The organism is Fictibacillus enclensis (assembly GCF_001457035.1).
Classification (GTDB): Bacteria; Bacillota; Bacilli; order Bacillales; family Fictibacillaceae; genus Fictibacillus_C; species Fictibacillus_C enclensis.
In genome coordinates, this window is sequence record NZ_KQ758619.1 from 123,835 (window position 1) to 147,729 (window position 23,895).

At 46.0% G+C, this 23,895-nt stretch carries 23 protein-coding genes; 16 read left to right on the forward strand and 7 right to left on the reverse strand.

Annotated elements, in window-relative coordinates:
- Positions 1–92: 92 nt before the first annotated feature.
- The 3 genes from AS030_RS15960 to AS030_RS15970 all read left to right on the forward strand — a co-directional run bounded on the left by AS030_RS15960 (position 93) and on the right by AS030_RS15970 (position 2,083).
- A complete protein-coding gene (locus AS030_RS15960) occupies positions 93–1,277 on the forward strand; it encodes an MFS transporter (protein ID WP_061973358.1) in 1,185 nt (394 codons plus the stop codon).
- A gap of 146 nt (positions 1,278–1,423) precedes the next feature.
- Positions 1,424–1,660, forward strand: a complete 237-nt coding sequence (locus AS030_RS15965; RefSeq protein WP_061973362.1) for a YvrJ family protein — start codon at positions 1,424–1,426, stop codon at positions 1,658–1,660.
- Between the two features lie 51 nt (positions 1,661–1,711).
- Positions 1,712–2,083 (forward strand): DUF423 domain-containing protein, encoded by a 372-nt coding sequence (locus AS030_RS15970; protein ID WP_061973363.1) that lies wholly within the window; start codon positions 1,712–1,714, stop codon positions 2,081–2,083.
- Between the two features lie 45 nt (positions 2,084–2,128).
- On the opposite strand, the gene gerQ is transcribed toward AS030_RS15970, so the two are convergent.
- From gerQ to AS030_RS15985, 3 genes are all read right to left on the reverse strand, one after another.
- Positions 2,129–2,701, reverse strand: coding sequence for a spore coat protein GerQ (gene gerQ / locus AS030_RS15975; protein ID WP_420889656.1), 573 nt, complete (start codon positions 2,699–2,701; stop codon positions 2,129–2,131).
- A 228-nt stretch (positions 2,702–2,929) separates the two neighbouring features.
- A complete protein-coding gene (gene hemQ / locus AS030_RS15980; RefSeq protein ID WP_061973364.1) occupies positions 2,930–3,676 on the reverse strand; it encodes a hydrogen peroxide-dependent heme synthase in 747 nt (248 codons plus the stop codon).
- Positions 3,677–3,793: 117 nt separating this feature from the next.
- Positions 3,794–4,558, reverse strand: a complete 765-nt coding sequence (locus tag AS030_RS15985; protein WP_061974172.1) for a sporulation protein — start codon at positions 4,556–4,558, stop codon at positions 3,794–3,796.
- Positions 4,559–4,781: 223 nt separating this feature from the next.
- On the opposite strand from AS030_RS15985, the gene pta reads away from it, so the two are divergent.
- Positions 4,782–5,753 carry a phosphate acetyltransferase gene (pta, locus tag AS030_RS15990; protein WP_061973365.1) on the forward strand — a complete coding sequence of 324 codons (972 nt, stop codon included), beginning with the start codon at positions 4,782–4,784 and terminating at the stop codon, positions 5,751–5,753.
- 22 nt (positions 5,754–5,775) lie between these two features.
- On the opposite strand, the gene lipL is transcribed toward pta, so the two are convergent.
- Both lipL and AS030_RS16000 read right to left on the reverse strand, forming a co-directional pair.
- Positions 5,776–6,609, reverse strand: a complete 834-nt coding sequence (gene lipL, locus AS030_RS15995; protein ID WP_061973366.1) for an octanoyl-[GcvH]:protein N-octanoyltransferase — start codon at positions 6,607–6,609, stop codon at positions 5,776–5,778.
- A gap of 3 nt (positions 6,610–6,612) precedes the next feature.
- On the reverse strand, positions 6,613–7,413 hold the full coding sequence (locus tag AS030_RS16000; protein WP_061973367.1) for a class I SAM-dependent methyltransferase: 801 nt from the start codon (positions 7,411–7,413) through the stop codon (positions 6,613–6,615).
- A 156-nt stretch (positions 7,414–7,569) separates the two neighbouring features.
- Between AS030_RS16000 and AS030_RS16005 the strand changes: the two genes are divergently transcribed.
- From AS030_RS16005 to AS030_RS16020, 4 genes are all read left to right on the forward strand, one after another.
- A complete protein-coding gene (locus AS030_RS16005; RefSeq protein WP_061973369.1) occupies positions 7,570–7,893 on the forward strand; it encodes a hypothetical protein in 324 nt (107 codons plus the stop codon).
- 482 nt (positions 7,894–8,375) lie between these two features.
- A complete protein-coding gene (locus AS030_RS16010; protein ID WP_061973372.1) occupies positions 8,376–9,662 on the forward strand; it encodes an HD domain-containing protein in 1,287 nt (428 codons plus the stop codon).
- Between the two features lie 27 nt (positions 9,663–9,689).
- Positions 9,690–10,196: a YwgA family protein gene (locus AS030_RS16015; protein WP_061973374.1), complete on the forward strand. Its 507-nt coding sequence runs from the start codon at positions 9,690–9,692 to the stop codon at positions 10,194–10,196.
- 37 nt (positions 10,197–10,233) lie between these two features.
- Positions 10,234–10,434: a hypothetical protein gene (locus tag AS030_RS16020; RefSeq protein ID WP_141687107.1), complete on the forward strand. Its 201-nt coding sequence runs from the start codon at positions 10,234–10,236 to the stop codon at positions 10,432–10,434.
- A 129-nt stretch (positions 10,435–10,563) separates the two neighbouring features.
- Here AS030_RS16020 and AS030_RS16025 read toward each other — a convergent pair whose 3' ends face one another.
- Positions 10,564–11,877 (reverse strand): NCS2 family permease, encoded by a 1,314-nt coding sequence (locus tag AS030_RS16025; RefSeq protein WP_061973380.1) that lies wholly within the window; start codon positions 11,875–11,877, stop codon positions 10,564–10,566.
- 211 nt (positions 11,878–12,088) lie between these two features.
- On the opposite strand from AS030_RS16025, the gene AS030_RS16030 reads away from it, so the two are divergent.
- A complete protein-coding gene (locus tag AS030_RS16030; protein ID WP_061973382.1) occupies positions 12,089–12,616 on the forward strand; it encodes a YwhD family protein in 528 nt (175 codons plus the stop codon).
- 260 nt (positions 12,617–12,876) lie between these two features.
- Here the strand turns inward: AS030_RS16030 and AS030_RS16035 are convergent, their stop codons facing one another.
- Positions 12,877–14,943, reverse strand: a complete 2,067-nt coding sequence (locus AS030_RS16035; protein ID WP_061973385.1) for a transglycosylase domain-containing protein — start codon at positions 14,941–14,943, stop codon at positions 12,877–12,879.
- A gap of 125 nt (positions 14,944–15,068) precedes the next feature.
- Here AS030_RS16035 and AS030_RS16040 point away from each other — a divergent pair, with 125 nt between their 5' ends.
- From AS030_RS16040 to argS, 7 genes are all read left to right on the forward strand, one after another.
- On the forward strand, positions 15,069–16,358 hold the full coding sequence (locus AS030_RS16040; protein WP_061973388.1) for an amidohydrolase: 1,290 nt from the start codon (positions 15,069–15,071) through the stop codon (positions 16,356–16,358).
- 513 nt (positions 16,359–16,871) lie between these two features.
- A complete protein-coding gene (locus tag AS030_RS16045; protein ID WP_061973390.1) occupies positions 16,872–17,807 on the forward strand; it encodes a ketopantoate reductase family protein in 936 nt (311 codons plus the stop codon).
- Between the two features lie 131 nt (positions 17,808–17,938).
- Entirely contained in the window at positions 17,939–18,766 is an 828-nt protein-coding gene (speE, locus tag AS030_RS16050; RefSeq protein WP_061973392.1) for a polyamine aminopropyltransferase, read from the forward strand.
- A 60-nt stretch (positions 18,767–18,826) separates the two neighbouring features.
- Positions 18,827–19,705 (forward strand): agmatinase, encoded by an 879-nt coding sequence (gene speB, locus AS030_RS16055; RefSeq protein WP_061973394.1) that lies wholly within the window; start codon positions 18,827–18,829, stop codon positions 19,703–19,705.
- Positions 19,706–19,834: 129 nt separating this feature from the next.
- A complete protein-coding gene (locus tag AS030_RS16060; protein ID WP_061973397.1) occupies positions 19,835–21,589 on the forward strand; it encodes a PAS domain-containing sensor histidine kinase in 1,755 nt (584 codons plus the stop codon).
- Between the two features lie 172 nt (positions 21,590–21,761).
- On the forward strand, positions 21,762–22,205 hold the full coding sequence (locus AS030_RS16065) for a YwiB family protein (protein WP_061973400.1): 444 nt from the start codon (positions 21,762–21,764) through the stop codon (positions 22,203–22,205).
- Entirely contained in the window at positions 22,202–23,872 is a 1,671-nt protein-coding gene (argS, locus tag AS030_RS16070; RefSeq protein WP_061973402.1) for an arginine--tRNA ligase, read from the forward strand. The genes AS030_RS16065 and argS overlap by 4 nt, the downstream gene beginning before the upstream one ends.
- The last annotated feature ends 23 nt before the right edge of the window (positions 23,873–23,895 follow it).

A 23,895-nucleotide genomic window follows, 5' to 3' on the forward strand; every position in this document is an offset into this window, starting at 1 on the left:
CAAAGGGGGACCGGTGTCTGGATTTAACGCCAATGTTTTAGGGAAAGGGTGCTTAAAGCAAGCATTCTATTAAACAAGGGACGTGATAAATCATGAAAAGAAGCGGCAATATCACGGCATTAATTATTATGGGGTTTACGATGTTTGTTTTGGGAGGGCTTTCAAGTACCAAGGGCATTGTGCTTGATGAGGTGAAAAAGGATATCGGACTGGACTTGAATCAATTTGGGTTGGTTGTATTTATTTTTCAATGGGGGTTCACCCTTGCCAGTGTTGTTATCGGTTACCTTGTCGATAAAAAAGGGCTGAAACTGATGATTATCATCGGCTCGATTATTATGGGTGCAGGCCTGTTTGGAACAGGTTCGGCTCAAACCATTCTGTTTTTTCTCGGCTTTTATATGATTGTTGGGTTTGGGCTCGGGGCAATGACAGTGGCCTCGAATGCGATTGTTCCTTCCGTCTACCCGGACAAGCAGGGGCTGATGTTTAACCTCACGATGGGTGTTTACGGCTTGGGCATGTTTGCTACCCCTCTGATTCTCCGTTGGATGTTCTCCTCCAATATTTCCTGGCGGGTGTTCTATATTGGAATTGCGATCCTTCTTATCGGCTTGATTCTCTTTGTACTGCTGACTAAGGTACCGGATGGAAAAGCTGACCGTGCAAGCTTGTCAGCGTTTAAGGTCATGTTGAAAAATGCTCAGTTCATTTTTGTGATGTTTATACTTATCTTCTATGTATCTTCTGAGGTCTCATTTTTAAACTTCTTTCCAAGCTATTTAAAGTCACTGAATTTAAGTGGAATGAGCATGTCGGATAAAGGGAAGCTGGCCACAACGATCCTCTCCATTTTTTCGCTTCTTTTCACGATTGGAAGGCTCGGCGGGGGCTGGATTGCCGAAAAGATCGGCGAGAAAAAGACCATTTTGATCTTTGCCTTTCTATCGGTAGCAACAGTCTTGATCAGCAAGTTTTTTGCAGATCAATGGGTCTACCTGTTTGCAGCAGCGGGACTTTTCTTCTCTGTTTTGTTTCCTACCGCAACAGCCATCGGAACGAAGCTTTCCGAAACGGGAGGCTCTGCATTGGGACTTGTATACGTTGCTTCAGGTATCGGCGGAGCATTTGCAGGCTGGCTCGTTGGCGCGGTTTCCGAAAAAGTCGGATCCGCAGCGGGTTTCAATCTTCCCATTATCTTTTTGGCGATCCTTCTCATCTTCTCCTTTTTCGTCAAAGATGTACCTGATGACAAGGCAAAAACGACCAATGCCTGAGAAGAAAAGAGCAAGCAGTTCCTGGGTCTTTCGACCTGTTTTTAAAAACGGTATAAGGTATGATGGTAAATTTTTCTGTTCGGGTTTATACTATTTTTACGAACATTTGTTCGTAAAAATACATGGTGAAGTGAGGGAGATCCAAAATGAATACAGCTAATGATTGGCTAGGGCTTGTTAATCTCCTAGGGAACGTAGGTTTTCCGGTCTTGCTTGCTGGTTATTTAATGCTACAGTTTGAAAAGAGGATTCAAAGTCTCGAAGGGGTCGTCAAAGGATTGCGGGATGAACTGGTGGATAAGGAAGAATTGGAAAAAAAGATAGAGCATTACGGAAAAAAGCTGAAGGAAAAAGAAGAGTCGAAAAAAACCGATGTTTCATAACTTCCTTCCGTTTCTGGTATGATAAAAGAAAACCAGAGGAGTGGGTTTAACATGAAGCTGTTTTTGATTTTGGGGGCAGCCAACGCGGCGGTTGCGGTTATGCTGGGTGCGTTCGGCGCACATGGGCTGGAAGGCAAGCTGTCAGAACGCATGCTCGAAGTGTATAAAACAGGTGTTCAATATCACATGTATCATGCTATTGGTCTGCTGGCGGTTGGTCTTCTCGCAGGAAAATTAACAGGATCCGGGCAGTTGCACTGGGCAGGGTGGCTGATGTTCATCGGAATCATTCTGTTCTCGGGAAGCTTGTACGCATTAAGCACAACAGGCATCTCCAAGCTTGGCATCGTTACACCATTTGGCGGCGTTGCGTTTATCGCCGGATGGGTGCTATTTATTGTAGCTGCAGCAAAAGGACTTTAATAGGAAAAGAGCTTTGCGTCATACAAAGCTCTTTTTTGTATATCGTTACCTTGGGCTGTACGTAGCCATTCCTTGTGATTGTCCTTGCCCTTGTCCCTGTGACTGTCCCTGCTGCTGGCTTGATTGGCCTCCAAACGGATAGGTGTATTCAATCGGTTCATCAAACGTAATGTAATTGACAAAGACCATCAAGAGAAGATAGCGTTTTCCGCTCTGGGGATCGCTTAAGATGATATGGTCGCGTCCTGCAGCCTCGATGGTTCCTCTGAAGACCTTAGAATTCCACTTGTCACTGCCTTCAAAGGTTTGATAGATCGTAGCTACTTTGCCTTTATTCAGCCGTAAAATGTTCTCAATGTACGACTGCTCAAGCGGAAGCTGGCCGGGAGCGGCAATATCCGTAGGAGCCTGCCCCATGGCTGAGCCAAGTCCAAACCCCTGTGGAGGCATGCCCATGGACATGCCAGGGCCGCTGTAACCTCCGCTCTGTCCCTGCTGTTGTCCCTGCGGCATTTGCCCCTGCTGTCCCATCTGGCCGGATGGCGGCATCCCGTAATAGGGTGGCATGCCGCCGCCCATTTGTCCCTGCTGTCCTTGCGTTTGCCTGTAATTACTCATGGTGTAGATCCCCCTTGTAAAAAGGTTTTGGTATCCGAAACAGTGTTGTTTTCCTTCCTTGCCTGTATAATTGCATAACTTTTTACGCGAAAAATAATCAGGAAGGCGCCACAAAAACTACAATTTATCATATGTAAACATGCAGAAGCTTAGACCAAAAAAAGCTGGCTCTCTGCTGCAGACCAAATCACAGCATTAGAACCAGCTTACGTTATTTTGTGATAGAAATTATACGTGCAAATAGCCCGGCACTGCCTCGCGGGTCAATTGGTTCCCTACATAGAATGAACCAAATTCACCGTATCGGGCACTCACTTCATCAAATCTCATTTCGTATACGAGTTTCTTAAATTGAAGCGCGTCATTTGCGAAAAGGGTAACTCCCCATTCCCAGTCATCGAAACCAACGGAACCGGTAATGATCTGCTTCACTTTCCCTGCATAGCTGCGGCCAATCATGCCGTGGCTGTACATCATTTTCTTTCGTTCTTCCATCGGAAGCATATACCAGTTGTCATTTCCTTCGCGGCGCTTGTCCATTGGATAGAAGCATACATACTTCCATTTTGGAAGCTCAGGTTTCAATCTTCCCTGAATCATGGGATCATTTTCTGGATCTACATTATTGGATGGGTTGTAGTTGCTCAATTCAACGACTGATACGTAGGAATAAGCCGGAGTTGTGAATTGGGCAAAGGTGGTTTTATTAAAGGCATTTTCAATTTCATTCAAATCTTCCAGTGTGGGACGCAGAAGCATCAGCATAAAGTCAGCCTTTTGGCCAACGATGGAATAAAGAGCATGGCTGCCTTCTTTCCTGGCTTCAGCACCTTCCCATTTTTCCAAAAATGCCGTAAATTCCTTGATGGCAGCTTCGCGTTCATTACCCGAAATGGCTTTCCACGCAATCCAGTCAATTTTGCGGAAATCATGCAGGCAATACCAGCCTTCCAGTGTTTGTGCAGCTTCACTCATGTATTGTCACTCCTTGGAATATAATAGTGCGTTTACTCTTAACCAATATACCATAACGGATGCAATAAAAAAAAATCCCCGTCTCTATGGAAATGACGGGGGAAAATACCGTGCGAGTCACGCAAATTGCTGAATGGCAGCAGTAAGTTTTCCGGTTAAATGGGACGTATTCTGCAGTTCATGTTCCGTAAAGGAAAGGCGGATATGTTTTTCATCCATATCCATCGCCTCTTCAAGCAGTCCAAAGAGACCATTTGCTTTCTTGTCAATTTCAAGCAGGATATCCAATGTTGATCCGTCGCTGAAGAATACGGCTTCCAGCTCATCCAGTTTGCCCCTGAACATGCCTGTCGGAACATACTCAAACTCCTGGACGAATGGAAGGCGTCCCCTGTTATACCTGGAAGCAGCTTCACACTTTGCTTTGCGAAGTACGAAATCCAGCCCTTCGATCGCTTCCATCGCTTTGCTGACAAGCGGGTCGGGATTAACAGTAATGTAATCCTTGTCTTCCGGGTCAACAGCATTTTTGATATCCACCCCTGTTTTCAGCCAGACCGGTGTAAGTCCGATGCTAAGCGGCACATCCATAGGAAGACGAAAGACAAAAGGAATTCTTTTCTTTTCGCCGGGCTGAATGATCAAGTGATCTGTTACTTTCTGGCGGGCGACTGCTGCATGCTCATGAATTTTTTTTTCGTCGGTTTCTCTTATGTACTCGGTCATCAAAAACAGTGAAACGGAATCAATAGGCTGTGCTACTTTGCCTCCAATAATCTGTACGGTACCTGTGATTTCCTCACCCGGAATAAAACGGTTTGAGTTTAGAATGGTATCCACCGTTGCCGCTCCGATCCCTATACTGGCCAGCATTTTATTCATGAATGACAAATCCAACATCTCCCTTGATTTGATAGTACGTTATACGTGATTTAGCGTAAAAGGATTCATAAAAATTTACAAAATTAACCTCTTTTCCAACACGTCAATTTTCGAAAAATAACAACTTTTTGGCAGAAACGCTTTCAATTTTGGGTATAGGTTTAAAACCCACCCAAAGTAGAGTACCCTAGTATGGATTGCATAGGAACAGGAGGCTACCCGCATGAGCGATTTATTTAAAGAACTAAGAGAAAAAGTACAACAGGAGAATCCGGCCATTGTTTTTCCGGAAGGAACGGATGAGCGTATTTTGAAAGCTGCAGCCAGGCTGGCAGAAGAGAATGTCCTCCGCCCTATCCTGATTGGCAATACAGGGGAGGTTGCGGCAAAGGCTGAAGAACTCGGTGTGAAGCTCGGTGAAATTCAGCTGATCGACCCAAAAGAATATTCCGAATTTGAAAGCCTAGTATCTTCTTTCGTTGAACGCCGCAAAGGGAAAGCCACGGAGGAACAGGCCCGTCAAATTCTTTTGGATGAAAACTACTTCGGAACGATGCTTGTTTATGCAGAGAAAGCACACGGACTAGTGAGTGGAGGGGCACACTCAACGGCAGATACCGTCCGTCCGGCACTGCAGATCATCAAAACAAAAGAAGGCATTAAAAAAACTTCAGGTGCATTCATCATGGTTAAAGGCGATGAAAAATATGTGTTTGCCGATTGTGCGATCAATATTGCTCCAACAAGTGAAGACTTGGCGGAATCCGCTATTGTCAGCGCCCATACGGCACGCGTATTTGGCATTGAACCCAAGGTTGGACTTCTAAGCTTTTCAACCAAGGGATCTGCGAAATCTCCGGAAACAGAAAAAGTGGTGGAAGCTACGCAATTGTTGAAAGAGAAAAACCCTGATTTTCCATTTGACGGCGAACTGCAATTTGACGCAGCCTTTGTTCCTTCCGTTGCTCAAAAGAAAGCTCCGGATTCCGTACTAAAAGGAGAGGCGAATGTTTTCATCTTCCCTGGCCTTGAAACAGGAAATATCGGCTACAAAATGGTTCAGCGCCTTGGCGGCTATGAAGCGATCGGTCCGATCCTTCAAGGACTGAACATGCCGGTGAACGACCTGTCCCGCGGCTGTAATGAAGAAGATGTATATAAGCTCGCATTGATTACTGCAATGCAGGCGCTATAACAAAAAAGCACTGTGAGATGATTTACATCTCCAGTGCCTTTTCGTTTCGTTCCCAGACACGCTGATAATTATAATCGTAAAGCTGAATTTCATTAACGGACAGCGGTGAGGAAACGAGATGGCTGCTCTCCTCCTGCAGAACATAGAGAAGGCGGGTCATCAAATCGCTGACCGTTAAAGGCTGGCCGGTGAGCTCGGACAGGGATGCCATCACTTCAGGATGTATGTCAGGGTACGTGAATTTCGTTGTTTCCCCCTGTAGGCCCCGTTCGTAAAATTTCCGGATCGCTTCCGCTCGTTCAGACCCGCTGCCATTGACACACAAGTAGATTTGAACGGCTGCTCCATTGCGGATCCGGCGCTGCGAGATGCCTGCAAACTTCTTGCCGTCCACACTCAGATCATAGCTTCCGGGGCAATAAGAATGGACAATTTCCCTCGCTTCAAATGAAACGTGATAAGGAAGCAGCATTTTTTGAATCAGTTCCACCATCGTGTCATAGCCTTTATTGATTTCGATGCTGCTGTCCTTTTCGGGCAGAATAATGGAGATGTTCAATACGCCTTCATCAAGAACAACGGCAAGGCCGCCGGAATTGCGGACAATGACCCGATAGCCTTTAGATTTAAGTGCGGCTACTCCCTCTTCCAGATGAGGAAGCCGCGTATCCTGGATTCCGAGAACAATCGTGTGATGGTGAACCCACGTGCGGACAGTGGGAGAGGATTCCTCATTCCCAACGGTCGTGCACAGGGTGTCATCCATTGCAAAGGAAGACAATGCGTCAAAGGAAGGCCCCAGACTTGATTGGTCGATAATACGCCATTTTGGCTGAAATAACAGTGATGTGATCATGTTTCATCTTTTCTCCGCTTCAATGATAAATGTTTTGGGAATACCATGGTCAAAATCGCCGGGATGCGGCTCTTCCTTCAGCTCGGTAATAAACAGACCGGAAGCCCCGAGCGCGGTGACAATTTCACCGATCGTCCATTTCCGGATCGCCACTTGATACGGCTTACGTTCTTCTTCTGTCGCATAACGAAGTTCGGGAAGGAACTTGGAATAGGAAACATCCACTGTTTCAAGTTCTGCACTGAAATAATCACCGGTTACTTTATGCTTTCTGACCGCCTGGCTTTTCCCTTGTGAGGTGATCAGTTTGGTAGATACCGGATGAAAGTCCTGCAGTATAAATTTGCCTCCGGGAGCAAGCAGGCCATGGACGGTTGTAAAAAACGGTACAAGATCTGTAAAATAGTGCAGAATTCCGTTTTCCGTTAATACCAGATCATAATCCCCGGTCAGTTCTTCTTTTGGCAGCGCCAGAACATCGCTTCGTACATACCTGAGCGGCACTCCTGCCTCCTCTGCCAGCTCTTTCGCATATCGTTCGTTCGGCTCTGACAGATCGATCACGGTTGCCTCGGCGCCCAGCAAGGCCATGGCTACCGCTTTGCTGCCGTGAGAACCGAGCAGGTTGCAGACTTTTTTGCCTTTAACATTTCCAATGTATGATTCAAGCGGGTTCAACCGCTTAAGAGGGTCTTTTTTTATTTTTGCGGCTGCTTTTGCCGGCTCGCCAAATCGATGGGTCCAGGCTTCGTACGACTTTTCGTTCCATGCCTGCCCATTTTGGTCATTCTGAAATTGATCCACGAGTTAACCTCCTGATTCTATCGTTCACTCCTTAGTATAACGCAACAGTGAGCCATGCTTCCATGTCATACTATTTTATTGCAACTTTTTGGAATGTAATTACGTATGCATAGGTATAGTGAATGGAGCGAATGAAGAGAATGGGAGGGAAATTCTTTGAATAGAAACTTATCGAAAACGTTAAAATGGATCTCGGGGGGATATGAAGCATTGCTTGGCATTCCGTTTGTCGGCGGGACAATTGTCCTTTCCTTTGCCTGGACGCCGCTTGCCCTTGCTCTCGCCCTCCATATCGTAACCCTGATCTTCGCTTCAAAAGAAGGAACGGCAAAACACGGAAGCATCACGGGAATTGTCACCTCCTGCATCGCCTGGATCCCCTTCGTCGGAATGATCATGCACATTATCACCGCCATCCTGCTAATGGTCGACGCCTACAAACAAGAAGACATCGATGACCAAGTCGTAGATACCCAATAAAAAGAAGGCGCCCATGCCTTCTTTTTTTATTTGTTCTAAAAGAATTTTGTAACAAGCTTCTCTGACAAGTTGAGAGTAGTGAAGGGTGCGAGACTCCAGTGGGACTAGCGTGACAGGTGAGACCAATAAGGCGCTTGCGCCTGGTGGGCTCAGCGCACGCCCCACGGAAAGCGAGCATCCCGAAACGGAAATAAACCACCTCCAAGAACAACAACGACTAATCGTAAATAGCTTTCTTTTTTGATTACAGAAGAAAAAGAAAGCATGCAAGCGAAAAAGAAATAAAGATGTCACAAACCGCTTCTTTTGTTTGTTGTTTCATGGTTCGAAACAACGTAGAATAGGGTATACTTCACATGAAAACATTCTAATAACCTACACGATTATCCTTCTTTCGACAATTTTTCCTGAGAAGGGATTTTCTATTTTTAGCAGAAATTTAAATATAAACTAATTGCGGCTGAAGGAGCATTTATTAAAATATGGCGAAAGAAATGGGTCAATTAAATGAAGAAAAGGTGTTCAAGGATCCGGTTCACCGTTATATACACGTAAGGGATGAACTGATCTGGAAACTGATCGGAACGAGCGAATTTCAGCGGCTTCGCCGGATTCGCCAGCTCGGCACGACCTACCTGACGTTTCACGGGGCTGAGCACAGCCGGTTCAGCCACTCTTTAGGTGTATATGAGATTACAAGACGCATCATCGAAGTGTTTCATAATCGTCCACATTGGAATGAGGAAGAACGGATGCTGGTGCTCAGTGCAGCCCTGCTGCATGATATCGGACATGGTCCCTTTTCACACTCCTTTGAAAAAGTGTTCGGGGTGGACCATGAAGATTACACAAGAGCGATTCTGCTGGGCGACACGGAAGTGAATGAGGTACTCCGTCTGCAAGGCAGCGATTTTCCGAAAAAAGTAGCGGAAGTCATAGAAAAGACCTATCATGATAAGCTTGTGGTAAGCATGATTTCCAGTCAAATCGATGCCGACCGGATGGACTATCTTCTTCGTGATGCCTATTTTACCGGTGTGAGTTACGGGAATTTTGACCTCGAACGGATTCTGCGGGTGATGAGGCCAATGGAAGACGGAGCGGTCATCAAGGCGAGCGGCATGCATGCCGTTGAGGATTACATCATGAGCCGCTACCAAATGTACTGGCAGGTTTATTTTCATCCGGTTACACGGAGCGCTGAGGTCATTTTAAGCAAAATCCTTCACCGGGCAAAAGATTTATATCAGGAAGGCTACACGTTCAAGCAAAATCTCACTCATTTCCGCTCTCTGTTTGAAGGGGAAATTACATTAGAAGATTACATAAAGCTGGATGAGGGAGTCATGCAGTATTATTTCCAGATATGGCTGGAGGAGGAAGACGGCATTCTTCGTGATTTGTGCCGACGATTCCTTGACCGAAAGCTTTTCAAATACTCGGAGATGGTTTCTGTCTCGGAAGTTCTTAAGCTGTCCGACTTTCTGGAAGAGGCAGGAATTGACCCAAAATACTACCTTGTGATCGACTCTTCCTCCGATTTGCCTTATGACTTTTACCGTCCGGGGGAAAAAGAGGAAAGGCTGCCTATTAACCTTTTAAAAGCCAATGGTGAAGTACGTGAACTTTCCAGGGAATCGGATGTGGTGGAAGCCATTTCCGGAAAAAGAAGAACCGACCACAAGCTGTATTATCCGGCAGATCTGATTGAGCAAATAGATGACAGCCAACTAAAGAAAAAAATAAAACACATACTGAAAAATGGATGATAAGGATTTACGTTAGGGGGAAAAAATGTGTTTGATGATCATTTAAAGGTCATAACCTTTATTAAGGAAGCAGGAGAAGTCGTTGGCCGAAAAAAGCTGCAAAAAATGATTTATATTGCAAAGAAGCTTAACTTTCCTTTTCAGGAAAAATACGAGTTTCACTTTTACGGACCCTATTCCGAGGAGCTGACACTGCGCGTTGAGGAGCTCTGCAATCTGGGCTATCTTTTAGAGAAAAAGGAAAAAGTGAGCGGCTATTCGCAATACCGCTATTCCCTGAATGAAGAGGGAGAAGGCTTTTTGGCAAGCTACGGAACATCCATACCGAAGCTCGGAGAATGCATCAGGACGATGAACAAACAATCTTCCCGGTTCCTGGAATTGGTTTCTACGATTCTGTTCTTTTACCATCTGCCTGTAGAGGAAGTTACAGACAAGATTCATACGTTAAAAGCCAAGCAAAAATATACGAAAGAGGAAATTCAGGAAGGCTACAAGTTTATCAGCCAACTTGAAGGTTGTATCATGCAATAGCTCTTTATTCCTTTTGACGATGGCATTTGTGATCCACATGCCTTTGACAAACACAAAGGCAGCTACAAGGTACGCCGCTGAGCTTCCAATGCGCGAAACGTCCCCTGGCCACTATGAGGGGTACTACACAGCAACGTCCAACGTAAGGGCGACGGGAGCAACGGTGGAAGTCAGAGCGCAAGACGATTACGGCAACACGGCAAGTGAGATAGCCAAAGGAAAACTGAATATCAACTAGCATTTTTGCATAAAAAGAAAGCCTGCCGAATGGTGATCAGCAGGCTTCTTTTTATGTTTGTGGCGGGCAAAGGGACTGCGTGGGAAGCGCTCCAGCACTTGTGGCTGAACGGCCGTTTCAGCTTTTCTCTTAATGCGGTAAAAATGCGAGCTGATAGAAAAACAAAACAGCAAATAAATAAACGAGGAATGGAACTTCACGCCATTTTCCGCGGGCAGTTTTTAGCAGCGGGTAAGAAATGAAGCCAAACGCAATTCCAGTTGCGATACTTGATGTCAGCGGCATGGTCAAAATAATGATAAACGCTGGGAACGCTTCGTCCAGCTGCTCCCAATTAATTTTACCAAGCGCTCCGAGCATCAGGCTGCCAACAATAATCAATGTCGGTGCTGTGATGGCTGAAAGGCCGGAAATGGCACTTACCAGCGGCGAGAAAAAGGCGGCAATGATAAACAGTACAGCAACGGTTACCGAAGTTAATCCAGTACGGCCGCCGACTGCAACACCTGAAGTTGATTCAATATAGGCACTTGTCGGGCTTGTCCCGAGCGCGGCCCCTACTGTTGTTGCTACAGAATCGGCAAGAAGGGCTTCACGTGCTTTTGGCATTTTGTTATTTTTCATCAAACCAGCCTGTTCAGCGACACCTACCATCGTTCCTGTCGTATCAAAAATGGTAACGAGAAGGAAGGAGAAAACCACTGCAAACAGTCCATACTGAAACACATCGGCAAAAGCGGTCACCGGGTTGCCGAAAATAAATAATTCTTTTGGCATTGCAGGGACAGACATAAAACCATTAAATTTTAACTGATGCGTAAAATATGCAATAATTCCAGTGATGATCATTCCGAAGAAAAGAGCGCCGTTCACATTGAGTGCCATCAGAATGAGCGTAATCGCCAAACCTGCCAAAGCAAGCATGACAGATGGTGAATGAAGGTCACCGAGCGCCACCAGATTTTCCTTATGGGCGGTAATGATACCGGTCATTCGCATGCCGATAAACGCGATAAAAAGGCCGATTCCTGCAGTAATCCCGTATTTTAAATTAGCGGGAATGGCTTCAATCAATTTTTCGCGAAACGGTGTCAGTGACAAAATAACAAAGATAATTCCGGCGACAAAAACCGCTCCAAAAGCCGTCTGATAGGAAATGTTGGTGTGCGTTCCTACCACGGAAAAAGCGAAATAGGCATTCAGCCCCATACCGGGAGCAATGGCGATCGGCAGGTTGGCGAACAGGGCCATCCACAATGTTCCGACCACAGTAGCGATGATGGTTGCCATAAAGACTGTATTAAACGGAACACCCGCTGAATGAAGCACGATCGGATTGACGACAACGATATAGACCATGGTCAAAAAAGTTGTGATCCCGGCAATCACTTCTTGCTTTGCGGTGGTTCCGCGTTCTTTTAGTTTAAAGAAAGATGAAAACATGGTAGTACCTCCAAAAATACGAACGATTTTTAAATACTTAATTATATTATTCGTTTTTAGGTTTCGATGCAACCCATTTATACTCTTTATCCTTATGTATTCTTACCCCTTTTAAGGTCTGTGATACCAGGCGGGAACTGCTCATGGACTTAAAATGGAGAGATTTGTGGTAAAATAAAAACAGAACTGATATGATCTCGGGAGGTTTATGATGAAAGATATTTTCGGATCTAATCCAGATAAAAATAAAAAAGGAATGGGATTTACCATTTTAAGCGGTGATTCCACCAGTGGCCATGGCGGCTACGGTGTAGGTGCGTTAAGCCTGGACCATATGACTCCGGTCATCGTCGATCCTGTAGATGGAGACGCCTATGTTGATATGGGTGCCATGCATGCCAGAAGTGATATTGAAAAGCGGATTAAATTTACGCCTGACCGCGCCAATACGCCAAACCCGCGTCCATACTGGCTCGTATGGGTAACGATCAACAGAAATGAAGAAGGCCCATACTACTATGGTGTGACCGCTTGTGAAATGCAGATTGATGCGGAGGCGCGCCGGGGCTATAAAAGCCTGCCGGAGCACGTGAACCGCATGGATAAATCGTTGAAAGGCCATGTGATCGTGGACGATATGGATGACAAGTCCAAAAGATTGCTTGGAGAATTTCTAAAGAACCACGATGAAGGAATATTCAACCGCTCTTCTGCCGAAGTCAGGAAATTATTGCCATAAAATTGGAAGAGTTATGAACTCTTTTTGAACATTTTATAAATAACTTGTGACAATTCTCGTTCATACAGTAAACTGAAGCTAGCATTGCACACACAATGTTGCTAGGACAATAAGCAGCCCGGGAGCTCTTCGTGAGCACCCGGGCTGTTTATTTTGTGTTTGCATTTTATATGCAAGTAAATCGTGTCGAACCGCAACTAATTGGGCCAACACCGCAACTAATCAGCCACGCACCGTATTAATCACTCGAACTCCACCCCTTAATGCCACCAAGGGAAGACTTTCTGGAACCAGCCTTTTCGTTTATGATCGAGTCCGTCTGAGCCCATGGGAAGGTCGCCGGCATGTTCATTGCAGTATTCGGTGGGTTCTGTTCCCTTAATATAGTACGTTTTTCTTTTGATCGGGCAATTTTTCGTCGCAAGCTTCCCGTTTTTCGGGTTGACCATCACCCCTACTACCCCTTTTGGCTTCTTGAACGCCATGGCGGGTTCATCCTTTAAAGCATCTTCCATATAATGCACCCAAATTTTCTTCGAATAGCTGCCGTCATTGATCCGGTTGATCTCTTTCCCCTGGTCGTATCCAATCCATACACCTGTCGTCAACTGTGGCGTAAACCCGACCATCCAGCTGTCGGTCGGTGTGGAGCCCGATTTTCCCGCAGCCGGGCGGGTTAAATATTGATCAATGCTCGCGCCGGTAACCTTGGCGTAATCATTCAGCTTTTCATCAAACATGCCTTTCATCAGATCGGTCATAACGAATGCCGCTTTTTTGTCGAGCACTTGTTTTTGTTTGTAATGATGCTCATAAAGAACGCGGCCTTTGTTGTCGGTAATTTCCTTGATAAAAACAGGTTCTACCCTTTTGCCGCCATTGGCAAAAAGATTGTACGCATTGGTCATTTCCATCACGCTTACGTTTTTTGTGCCAAGCGCAAGGGACGGCACACTGGCCAGCGGACTTTTGATGCCAAACTGACGTGCTGCCTTGACCAGCTTTTTCGGCCCGAGAAAAAGGTTGGTTTTTACCGCATAGATGTTGTCCGATAGAGCGAGTGCTTCAGACAAGGTAATAAAGTCGTAGGCATACAGGTTATTGTAGTTTTTCGGTTCATAATCCTGCTGCCCGTCTCCCATGGCAAAAGAGGTGGGCTCACTTTTAATGGCAGTCGACGGTGTATAGCCGTTTTTCAGCGCCGTATAGTACAAAAATGGCTTAAACGTAGAGCCGGGGGCGCGTTTGGCCTGGATGGCCCGGTCAAACGGGCTTTCGGCATAATTCCTTCCTCCCACCAGCGCTTTCACATCACCATTTCTAGGATCCATGGACACCAGAGCCGTTTGGATTGAGGAATCTGGATCGATCCTCTCTTCAATCTCCTTTTCAGCCGCCGTTTGCATGGAGACATCGAGCGTGGTATAGATGTGAAGGCCGCCAAGCTCGATCTGTTTGGGATCCATTTTTAACTCTTTTTTCAGGACTTTCATCACTTCGGCTTGGAAGTACGGCGCAATTTTAGGTTTTTGCACCTCTTTTTCGGCCACTATGGTAAGCGGCGCAGCGGCAGCTTCCTGTACTTCTTTTTTGGACAGGTAGCGATTGTTCTCCATCGCCTTTAAAATGATTGCCTGCCGCTCTTTGGCCCGGTCCTCATGATAAAGCGGTGAGTAATAGCCGGGACCTTTTGGCACTCCGGCCAGCATGGCAGCCTCGGAAATACTGAGGTGGCTCGCATCCTTTCCAAAATAAAAGGCGGAGGCGCTCTGGATTCCATAGGTGCCATGACCGTAATAGATGGTATTTAAATAGCCTTCAAGGATTTGATTCTTGGAATAATTCATCTCCAGCCGGATGGTATAAAACGCCTCCATCCCTTTTCGGAGCCAGGTCTTCTCATGTGTTAAAAAGAGATTCCGTGCGAATTGCTGGGTGATGGTGCTTGCTCCCTGTACTTTTGCTCCTGCCCTCAGGTCCGCCAAAAGGGCTGCCGCAATCCGTTTAAAATCAAATCCGTGATGTTCATAAAAATTTTTGTCTTCAATGGAAAGCGTGGCTTCAATCAAAGCAGGGCTCATCTTATTCAGCGGCACCCATGTCCGTTTTTGCCCGGAGTTGCTGATTTCGCCGATTTCTTCCCCGCTGCTCGAATGAATCACAGTGGTTTGCGGCACGAGCAAAGGAGGAGGCCCCATCCATTTAGCCAAAAGAAGTACACCCGTCAGACAAACAGCCATGGCCGCGCACAAAATGGCGGCCAGTTTGCCCGCCAATTTTACTTTTTGTAATCTGCTGTACTCCTTCCAGTGTTTAAGCCAGGACACGGAAACCCCCTCCTTATGATTATCTGTTTCTAGTATGGGATAACGAGAGCTCTTCTAAACGTGGGAAGAGGGGGAAATGTTATACTAGTTCCATAACGAACGAAGGAAAGCAGGAGGGTTATACATTGATTCTGAAGAATGCGCGCTATTTAATAGAAAACAACGGAACGTGGAGCGAACGGCAGGAGGATTTGCTCATCGAAGGAAATACGATTCAAGACATCGGAAATCTTGAACCGTTATATGACCAGCATGAAGTATGGGATGTGAAAGATTATTTGATCCTCCCAGGCCTTGTCAACGGGCATCAGCATACGCCGATGTCGCTGCTTCGCTGTTATAGTGATGACCTTCCGTTAATGGAGTGGCTCAATAAAAAAATGCTCCCTGCGGAAATGAAAATGACAAGTGATGACCGGTACTGGGGTGCGATGCTGGCCATGGCTGAAATGGTAAAAAGCGGAACAACGGCGTATGCGGACATGTACATCGATATGGATACCATTGCAGCCGCTGTGCAGGAAACAGGCATTCGCGCTTCTCTTTCCCGGGGCATGATCGCCATGGATTCCAATTACAGTGACCGCATCGAGGAGTCTCGCAATCTTGTGAAGAAATGGCACGGAAAGGTCGAAGGAAGAATCACCGTCATGATTGCGCCTCATTCTCCTTATATGTGTCCGCCGGACTTTCTGCGGGATGCAGTAATACTGGCAAAAGAACAAAATGTACCACTGCACACCCACCTCGCAGAAACGGCAGATGAGCGGAACATGATCCAGGAGCGCCATGGCATGAGTCCGGTCCAATATTTGCAGGAGGCTGGCTTTTTTGAAAACACCAGTGTCAACCTCGCTCATGGTGTGCATTTTACAGAAGACGACCTGTCCATACTGGAAGGGCTCACAGGCGGAGTTATTCATAATCCGGTGAGCAATGCAAAGCTCGCCTGCGGCACAGCAGATCTTGTGGAGCTCACCAAAAGAGGAATCAAAGTGGGTCTCGGAACAGATGGACCGGGCAGTGCGAGTACACTGGACATGTTTATGGAGATGAAAGCTGCCGCCTGGATGCAGAAGCTGCTGCAGGAAGATGCTTCCGCACTGAACGCCCATGAAATATTGACAATGGCGACGAGAAATGGAGCAGAAATTCTTGGAATCGGGCAAGAAACCGGAAGCATTGAGGTTGGTAAAAAAGCTGACCTGCTGTTTATGAACATGAACCAGCCCCACCTTGTGCCTGCCCACCAGGATCCTTCCCTTTTGGTGTATGCAGCCGCAGGACAGGATGTGGATTCGGTCATGATAGATGGAAAATTGATCATGAAGCATCGTGAACTGCTGACAATGGATGAAGAAAAAGTGATGTTTGAAGCGAAGCGCCGTGCGGAAGACCTGATCAGCCGCATATAAAACGGACTCCCGCCGGGAAATTTTGAAAAAAGTAGTATGAGAAAAGCAGAAATGCCGCAAAATAAAACCGCTGGCATGCAGGCCAGCGGCGGGCAATAGTCGGTTTTCCCCAGGATGATCGGCTACCATTTTAATCAAACGAAAAAAGATAGACCGTTTCCGTGAGTTGGGGCTCGAGGGCGGTCTATTTTTTATGCGACAAAACAGAAACGATCAGCGACGCAAAAGCGACGGCAAACATCAGCGCTTCAAATATCGTCAGAGGCATCACCCCCTTTCGTGCAAAGCCTGTGCACGATTGATTGCAGCTTGCTAAAGAGAGTGCGCCGACCACCCAAAGGACCTTTTACTATTGTCTTCCCATTATGCCAACTTGTGAGGGGGTGCATTCAACTTCCAAAAAGAATGGGAAAAAGATAGCTGCCGGCCGGGCGGTTCTTTTGGGTATCGCAGGTTTTTTGCGTTACTATGAAAGAGAGAAATTTCTGACTATAACAAAGGCAGGGTGATGATATGAATATTGTAATGTTTGGAGCAGGAGCGCTTGGAGCTTATTATGGTGGCCGATGGGCCGAGGCGGGGCAAAACGTCTCTTTTTTGGTACGGGAAAAAAGGAAAAAGCAAATTGAGGAGCAAGGGCTGATCATCCATAGTGTAGCCGGGGATTATCAACTGGACCACCCCAAGCTGATCGTAGATCCAGACGAGGCAGAAGCATGTGATCTTCTGGTGCTTTCGGTGAAAGGCTATCATTTAAATGAAACACTTCCCATTTTAAAAAAGTTTGTTGCCAGTGGAGCGCGTGTACTGCCATTATTAAACGGGATCGAACACATTTACAGATTGCAGGAGGAGCTAGGTGAAGAGGCGGTGCTTGGCGGATTGGCATTTATCATTGCTACCCTTGATGAAAAAGGGCATGTCGTACATACGAGTGAGTCGCATGACATTGTTTACGGGCCGCTCCATCCATCTCAGGAAAATCTGTGCGCACAACTGGAGCAAGTGATGCAAAACAGCAACATGAAGGGGAACCTGAGCCGCATGATCAGTAAAAGTCTTTGGCAAAAATATATGTTCATCACTGCTTTTTCTGGAGTAACAACGGCAGCCAACCTGCCAATCGGAAGAATAAGAGAACAGGAGGATACGCTGCTGCTGTTCCGTTCGGTGCTTCATGAAATGGCAACCCTGGCAAACACGTTTGATATCGATTTAAGGGACGAGGATATCGAGGAAACGATGAGCCGGGTGAGTGGTCTCTCCTTTGAAGCAACTTCCTCCATGCATCAGGACAGGAGAAAGGGCTTGAATCTTGAAGTCGACCATCTACAGGGAGGAGCGCTCCGTCTGGCCAAACAAAGCGGGCTCAGCCTTCCGCATATCGAAACACTGCACGCACTGATCAAGCCCTTTGAATCAGGCAATCCTACAACAGGAACAAAGTAGGCGGCCTTTCATAGGCTCATACAGGGTTTAGCATAAATTGCGTGTGGAATAACAAAAAAGGAAATGCTATAATCGTAATGTTTGTTAAAAGAACAACGATGCCTGGCATTTCAAATAGAGGAGTGATGACTGTGGAACTATGGTTCACGGAAAAACAGACGAAAAACTTTGGAATTACTGCTAAGATCAAACGTACATATGTGACGGAGCAAACAGAATTCCAAAAGCTTGATATGGTAGAAACAGAAGAATTCGGCAACATGCTTATTCTGGACGGCATGGTTATGACCACCCAGAAAGACGAGTTTGTTTATCATGAAATGGTTGCCCATGTACCTTTGTTCACCCATCCAAACCCAAGACAGGTGTTGGTTGTTGGTGGCGGAGATGGCGGCGTAATCCGCGAAGTATTGAAGCATCCTTCTGTTGAAAAAGCGACACTGGTTGAAATCGATGGAAAAGTGATCGAGTATTCCAAGCAATATCTTCCTGAAATTGCGGGTGAGCTGGAAAACTCCCGAGTGGAAGTTAAAGTGGATGACGGTTTCATGCATATCGCAATGAGTGAAAATCAATACGATGTCATCATGGTTGACTCCACCGAGCCCGTAGGACCTGCAGCAAAGCTGTTTGAAAAAGGATTTTATGAAGGAATCTCCAAAGCGTTGAAAGAGGACGGAATTTTCGTAGCGCAAACGGACAACCCTTGGTTTACGCCTGAACTGATCTCTAAAGTATTCAAAGACGTAAGCGAGATTTTCCCGATTACCCGTCTTTATACTGCGAACATCCCAACGTATCCAAGCGGCCTTTGGACATTTACGATTGGTTCAAAGCAATACGATCCACTAGAAGTTAACGAAGAACGTTTCCATGACATCGAGACGAAGTATTGGACAAAAGAACTTCACAAAGCAGCCTTCGCGCTTCCGAAGTTCGTTGCAGATCTTATTAAATAAAAATCAACTACTCACAAGAGCAACAAAGGTCTGCAGAATGAGAAAGGGGCATATCACGCCATGAGATTTGACGAAGCCTATTCCGGCAACGTATTTATTTTAAGCAAACCCCATTTTGAAACAGCTGATGCTGTACTTTATGGAATGCCTATGGATTGGACGGTATCGTTCCGACCTGGTTCACGCTTTGGTCCGGCAAGAATCCGCGAAGCTTCCCTTGGGCTTGAAGAGTATAGTCCTTATGCGGACAAGCACTTGGAAGAAGTGAACTATTTTGATGCAGGAGATATTCCGCTTCCATTCGGAAATCCGCAGCGAAGCCTGGATCTTATTGAGGAATACATCACAACCCTGCTGGATGCCGGAAAATTTCCTCTGGGAATGGGCGGGGAACATCTTGTATCCTGGCCGATTTTTAAAGCATTGAACAAAAAATACGATGATTTTGCTATCATCCACATTGATGCACATGCTGACCTTCGTGAACAATATGAAGGCGAGCCGCTTTCTCACTCCACCCCGATCCGCAAGGCGTGCGGCCTGATTGGAGCTGAGAATGTTTATTCGTTTGGCATTCGTTCCGGGATGAGAGAAGAATTCCAGTTTGCCAAAGAGTCAGGCATGCACATGTACAAGTTTGATGTGGCAGAGCCCTTACGTAAGGTATTGCCGACACTGGCGGGCCGCAATGTTTATGTCACCATTGATATAGATGTCCTTGATCCCGCTCATGCACCGGGAACAGGAACAGCAGAAGCAGGTGGAATTACGTCAAAAGAACTTCTTGAAGCCATTCAGCTGATTTCTGAATCCGATGTAAAGGTCATTGGAGCGGATCTGGTCGAAGTCGCTCCGATTTACGATCCTTCCGAGCAAACCCCAATCGCAGCCAGCAAATTCCTTCGTGAAATCCTGCTGGGATGGGTGAATAAAAAGTAACGTTTCGATAAAAGACGAAAAACCGGATGACCGGGCTTTCGTCTTTTTTTGTCGAAAAAAGTTACAGAATTGTGTCAATTTTGGTATAGTTAAACCAATGAACGCCGGACGTGGAAAGGAATGGGAAGAATGGAAAACAAGCTTATACAATCTCCAATGCCATTTATTGATCAATTGTCCGATGCCGTGTTGGTATTAACCAGGGACTATTTGATACAGGAGATGAATGTGGCAGCACAGCAATTGACCGGAAAATCCAAAACAGAGATAGAAGGCCTTCCGATTTCGAAACTCCTTCCAGATTTTAATGGGCAATTACAGGAACAACGGGTTGTCATACCGGAAAATTTGCAGCAGGTGGTTGTCAAACTTGATGAGCTTGGTATGGACAGCGACTATCTGGTTTGCATTCTCAAACCCTGCATGCAGGATGACGATCTGGAAACCCAGTGCGATCCCCAAAAAGATTTGCTTGTCAGCCTGACCCATGTCGTGCCCGATTTTATCGGGATAAAGGATGGAAAGGGCAAGTTTGTCTATGCCAATAAATTTGCAGGTGAACTGTTTGGCTACTCCCATGTCGGATTTATCGGAAAAACAGATGCTGACCTTGGACGATTGATTCCCTGCTTTAAACCTGTATTTGACAATTGCATTCAAACCGACGAAACCGTGTGGCAGGAACGGAAATTGAAGCGGTGTCTCGAAAAAATCCGGATGCCTTCAGGTGACCGGGTATTTGACGTGTACAAAATACCTATGTTTACTGAGGAAGGAAAAAGAAAAAATCTGCTGGTCTTTGGACGGGAAATCACAGACCAGGTTTCTTCCCACGAAAAATTGCTGGAAAGCGAATCGCGATACAGATTGCTCGCAGAGAATTCGACAGACATGATTTCCACACATACGATTGATGGAAATATGCAGTATGTTTCCCCTGCCTGCGAGAAGTTGCTTGGATATACACCACAGGAACTGTTGAAGAAGAAAGCGTTTGCCCTCTTTCATCCGGATGATATACGCCGTTCACTGGAAGCTCATAAGCAGCTGCTTGATGGCAAAGAGATTGGCAACTATCAATTAAGGCTGAAACATAAAAATGGTGAATTCCGATGGGTGGAAAGCGCCTGCCGCGGAATCAAGGATGAGAAAACAGGAGAAGTGATTGAAATCATCGCGGTTACCCGTGACATTTCCGAGCGGCTGGCAGCGGAAGAACTGTTGAGAAACTCTGATAAGCTTTCCATCGTTGGCCAGCTGGCGGCTTCGGTCGCCCATGAGATCCGCAATCCGCTCACCGCGTTGAAAGGATTTATACAGCTTTTCCAATCAAAAGGCATCGTGGACTGTGACAAATACTACCGGATTATGCTCGATGAACTGAACCGCATTGAACAGATAATTACGGAGCTTTTGATTCTTGCTAAACCCCAGTCAAAGACAGTAGAGAATAAAGACATTAAAGAGCTGATCCATTACGTTGTCGCACTGCTCGACCGCCAGGCGCTCATTCATAACGTGCATATTGTTTGCGAATTGGAGGAAAGGATGTCCCTCGTTCAGTGTGTGGAAAATGAGCTGAAGCAGGTTTTCATCAATCTTGTGAAAAACGCAATAGAGGCGATGCCGGATGGTGGCATTATTCATATCGACTGCGTGCAAAAAGGAGCAGAAATTGAAGTGACAATCCAGGACCAGGGATGCGGCATACCGCCGGAGAGCCTTGAAAAGCTCGGTGAACCGTTTTATTCCACGAAAGAAAAAGGAACCGGGCTCGGGTTAATGACCAGCTTTAAAATCATCCAGGAGCATCAGGGAAAAATTGATATTCAAAGCCATGCGGGCAAAGGGACGATCGTAAGGATCATACTTCCGGCCGCTTAATGCACTTTTCGTATAGAGAAGTGCATTTTTTCTTTTTAAATGGCAGGGTAAGGTTGAAGAATTAGGGAAGAATCCTTTATAATAGTTGAGTTATATATAATGAAGCGTGATGCAGAGGCTATTGAAAGCTCTTTTTTTGTAATAGATTTTAAATTAAAAGGACGGATCCGATATGGATGGACAAGGTGCAGGTATTGCGGTCAATTTAACACTTGAAACCGTCATACAGCATGCTCATGAAAAAGACGTACATACAGGGGAGGCTGAAGGGACGCTGTATAAAAAAGGAGACAGCACCTATCTCAGGTATTCCGAAGTTATAGAGGGGGCTGGATCGGTCAACAATGTGATTAAATTGAATCATGAAGGCATTGTGATCCTGAGAAGCGGCAGTGTAACCATGAAGCAGAAGTTTCTGATCGGACAGACCACCCAGGGAATGTATGATACGCCTTATGGCCAGCTGTGGATGGAGACCACCACACATCAGATGAATTTCCGCTGGAATCAGCAGGCAAAAAAAGGCGACTTAACCCTGATTTACGGGCTTGTATTACAGGGAGAGGATACAGGAAGATATACAATAAAAATAAAATTTCAGGAGGCAGAAGCATGAACGTTGTAGATCAGGTAAAGCTCCTTTTAAAGAAGGAGATTGAGGAAGCGGTAATAAAAGCCGGATTGGCCGAAAGAGAGCAGCTTCCTGAAGTTGTTTTGGAGACGCCAAAGGATAAATCACACGGGGACTATGCGACCAATATGGCCATGCAGCTGGCGCGCATCGCAAAAAAAGCGCCTAGAGTGATCGCGGAGGAAATTCTTCAAAACTTCGATAAAAGCAAAGCGTCCATCAGCAAGCTGGAAATTGCGGGACCTGGATTCATCAACTTTTATATGGACAATGCCTATTTAACTGATTTGATCCCTGCAATCCTTGCAGCAGGAGAGAATTACGGAAGAACGGATTACGGGCAAGGCAAAAAGGTACAGGTCGAGTTTGTATCGGCGAATCCGACGGGCAACCTTCACCTTGGCCATGCGCGTGGAGCGGCTGTAGGTGATTCTCTGTGCAATATTCTAGATACTGCCGGGTTTGAAGTTTCCCGTGAATTTTATATCAATGATGCAGGAAACCAGATCAATAACCTGGCCTATTCCATCGAAGCGAGATATTTTCAGGCGCTGGGGCAGGAAAAGGAAATGCCTCAGGATGGTTATTTTGGAAAAGACATCATTGAATTTGGGAAGGACCTGGCTGCGGAATACGGAGATAAGTGGGCAACTGCGGACGAGAAGGAACGGTTTAATTTCTTCCGCAAGTATGGTCTCGAAAAAGAGCTGGAGAAAATCAAAATCGACCTCGGTGAATTTCGGGTGAACTTTGATGTCTGGTATTCTGAAACCTCTTTGTATGAGTCCGGCAAAATTGACAAAGCACTCACGAAGCTGAAAGAAGCAGGTGTGGTCTATGAAAAAGACGGTGCAACCTGGTTCAGAACGACCGATTTCGGAGATGACAAAGACCGTGTATTGATTAAGAATGATGGATCTTATACCTACTTGACCCCTGATATTTCGTACCATCAGGACAAACTTGACCGCGGATTCGAAAAATTGATCAATATTTGGGGAGCCGACCACCATGGCTATATTCCGCGTATGAAAGCAGCGATTGAAGCGCTCGGGTATAACCGTGAACAGCTTGAAGTATTGATCATTCAGCTTGTATCCCTCTTCCAAAACGGGGAAAAAGTGAAAATGAGCAAGCGGACAGGTAAAGCCGTTACGCTGAAAGACTTAATGGAAGAAGTTGGCGTTGATGCGACCCGTTACTTCTTCGCGATGAGAAGCTCTGATACGCATCTTGATTTTGACATGGACCTTGCCGTTTCAAAATCGAACGAAAACCCTGTGTTTTACGTTCAATATGCACATGCCCGCGTATGCAGCATGCTGCGCCAAGGAGCAGAAATGGGCTTATCCTATGATGGAGAGCTCGACCTCTCCCAGATTTCTTCTGAAAAAGAGTTTGAACTTCTGAAAAAGCTTGGAGAATTTCCGGCAGCGATTGAAGAAGCAGCCGAAAAAATGCTGACACACCGAATGACCAATTATGTTTTCGAACTGGCGTCCGCCCTGCATAGCTTCTATAATGCAGAACGTGTGCTGGATGCCGATAACAAAGAAAAATCAACTGCCCGGTATGCCCTGATGAAAGCTACGCAAATTGCGATTGAAAATGCTCTTCGCATTGTTGGGGTTTCCGCACCGGAAAAAATGTAAACCATAAATGCTATAAACCGGCT

Coding starts and splice junctions, on each gene's coding strand:
- AS030_RS16030 (WP_061973382.1), top strand. CDS start 12,089: ATGAAAGATATTTTCGGATCTAATCCAGATAAAAATAAAAAAGGAATG.
- AS030_RS16025 (WP_061973380.1), bottom strand. CDS start 11,877: ATGTTTTCATCTTTCTTTAAACTAAAAGAACGCGGAACCACCGCAAAG.
- AS030_RS16060 (WP_061973397.1), top strand. CDS start 19,835: ATGGAAAACAAGCTTATACAATCTCCAATGCCATTTATTGATCAATTG.
- pta (WP_061973365.1), top strand. CDS start 4,782: ATGAGCGATTTATTTAAAGAACTAAGAGAAAAAGTACAACAGGAGAAT.
- AS030_RS15985 (WP_061974172.1), bottom strand. CDS start 4,558: ATGAATAAAATGCTGGCCAGTATAGGGATCGGAGCGGCAACGGTGGAT.
- gerQ (WP_420889656.1), bottom strand. CDS start 2,701: ATGAGTAATTACAGGCAAACGCAAGGACAGCAGGGACAAATGGGCGGC.
- AS030_RS15960 (WP_061973358.1), top strand. CDS start 93: ATGAAAAGAAGCGGCAATATCACGGCATTAATTATTATGGGGTTTACG.
- speB (WP_061973394.1), top strand. CDS start 18,827: ATGAGATTTGACGAAGCCTATTCCGGCAACGTATTTATTTTAAGCAAA.
- AS030_RS16020 (WP_141687107.1), top strand. CDS start 10,234: ATGCCTTTGACAAACACAAAGGCAGCTACAAGGTACGCCGCTGAGCTT.
- lipL (WP_061973366.1), bottom strand. CDS start 6,609: ATGATCACATCACTGTTATTTCAGCCAAAATGGCGTATTATCGACCAA.
- AS030_RS16045 (WP_061973390.1), top strand. CDS start 16,872: ATGAATATTGTAATGTTTGGAGCAGGAGCGCTTGGAGCTTATTATGGT.
- AS030_RS16010 (WP_061973372.1), top strand. CDS start 8,376: ATGGCGAAAGAAATGGGTCAATTAAATGAAGAAAAGGTGTTCAAGGAT.
- argS (WP_061973402.1), top strand. CDS start 22,202: ATGAACGTTGTAGATCAGGTAAAGCTCCTTTTAAAGAAGGAGATTGAG.
- hemQ (WP_061973364.1), bottom strand. CDS start 3,676: ATGAGTGAAGCTGCACAAACACTGGAAGGCTGGTATTGCCTGCATGAT.
- AS030_RS15970 (WP_061973363.1), top strand. CDS start 1,712: ATGAAGCTGTTTTTGATTTTGGGGGCAGCCAACGCGGCGGTTGCGGTT.
- AS030_RS16065 (WP_061973400.1), top strand. CDS start 21,762: ATGGATGGACAAGGTGCAGGTATTGCGGTCAATTTAACACTTGAAACC.
- AS030_RS15965 (WP_061973362.1), top strand. CDS start 1,424: ATGAATACAGCTAATGATTGGCTAGGGCTTGTTAATCTCCTAGGGAAC.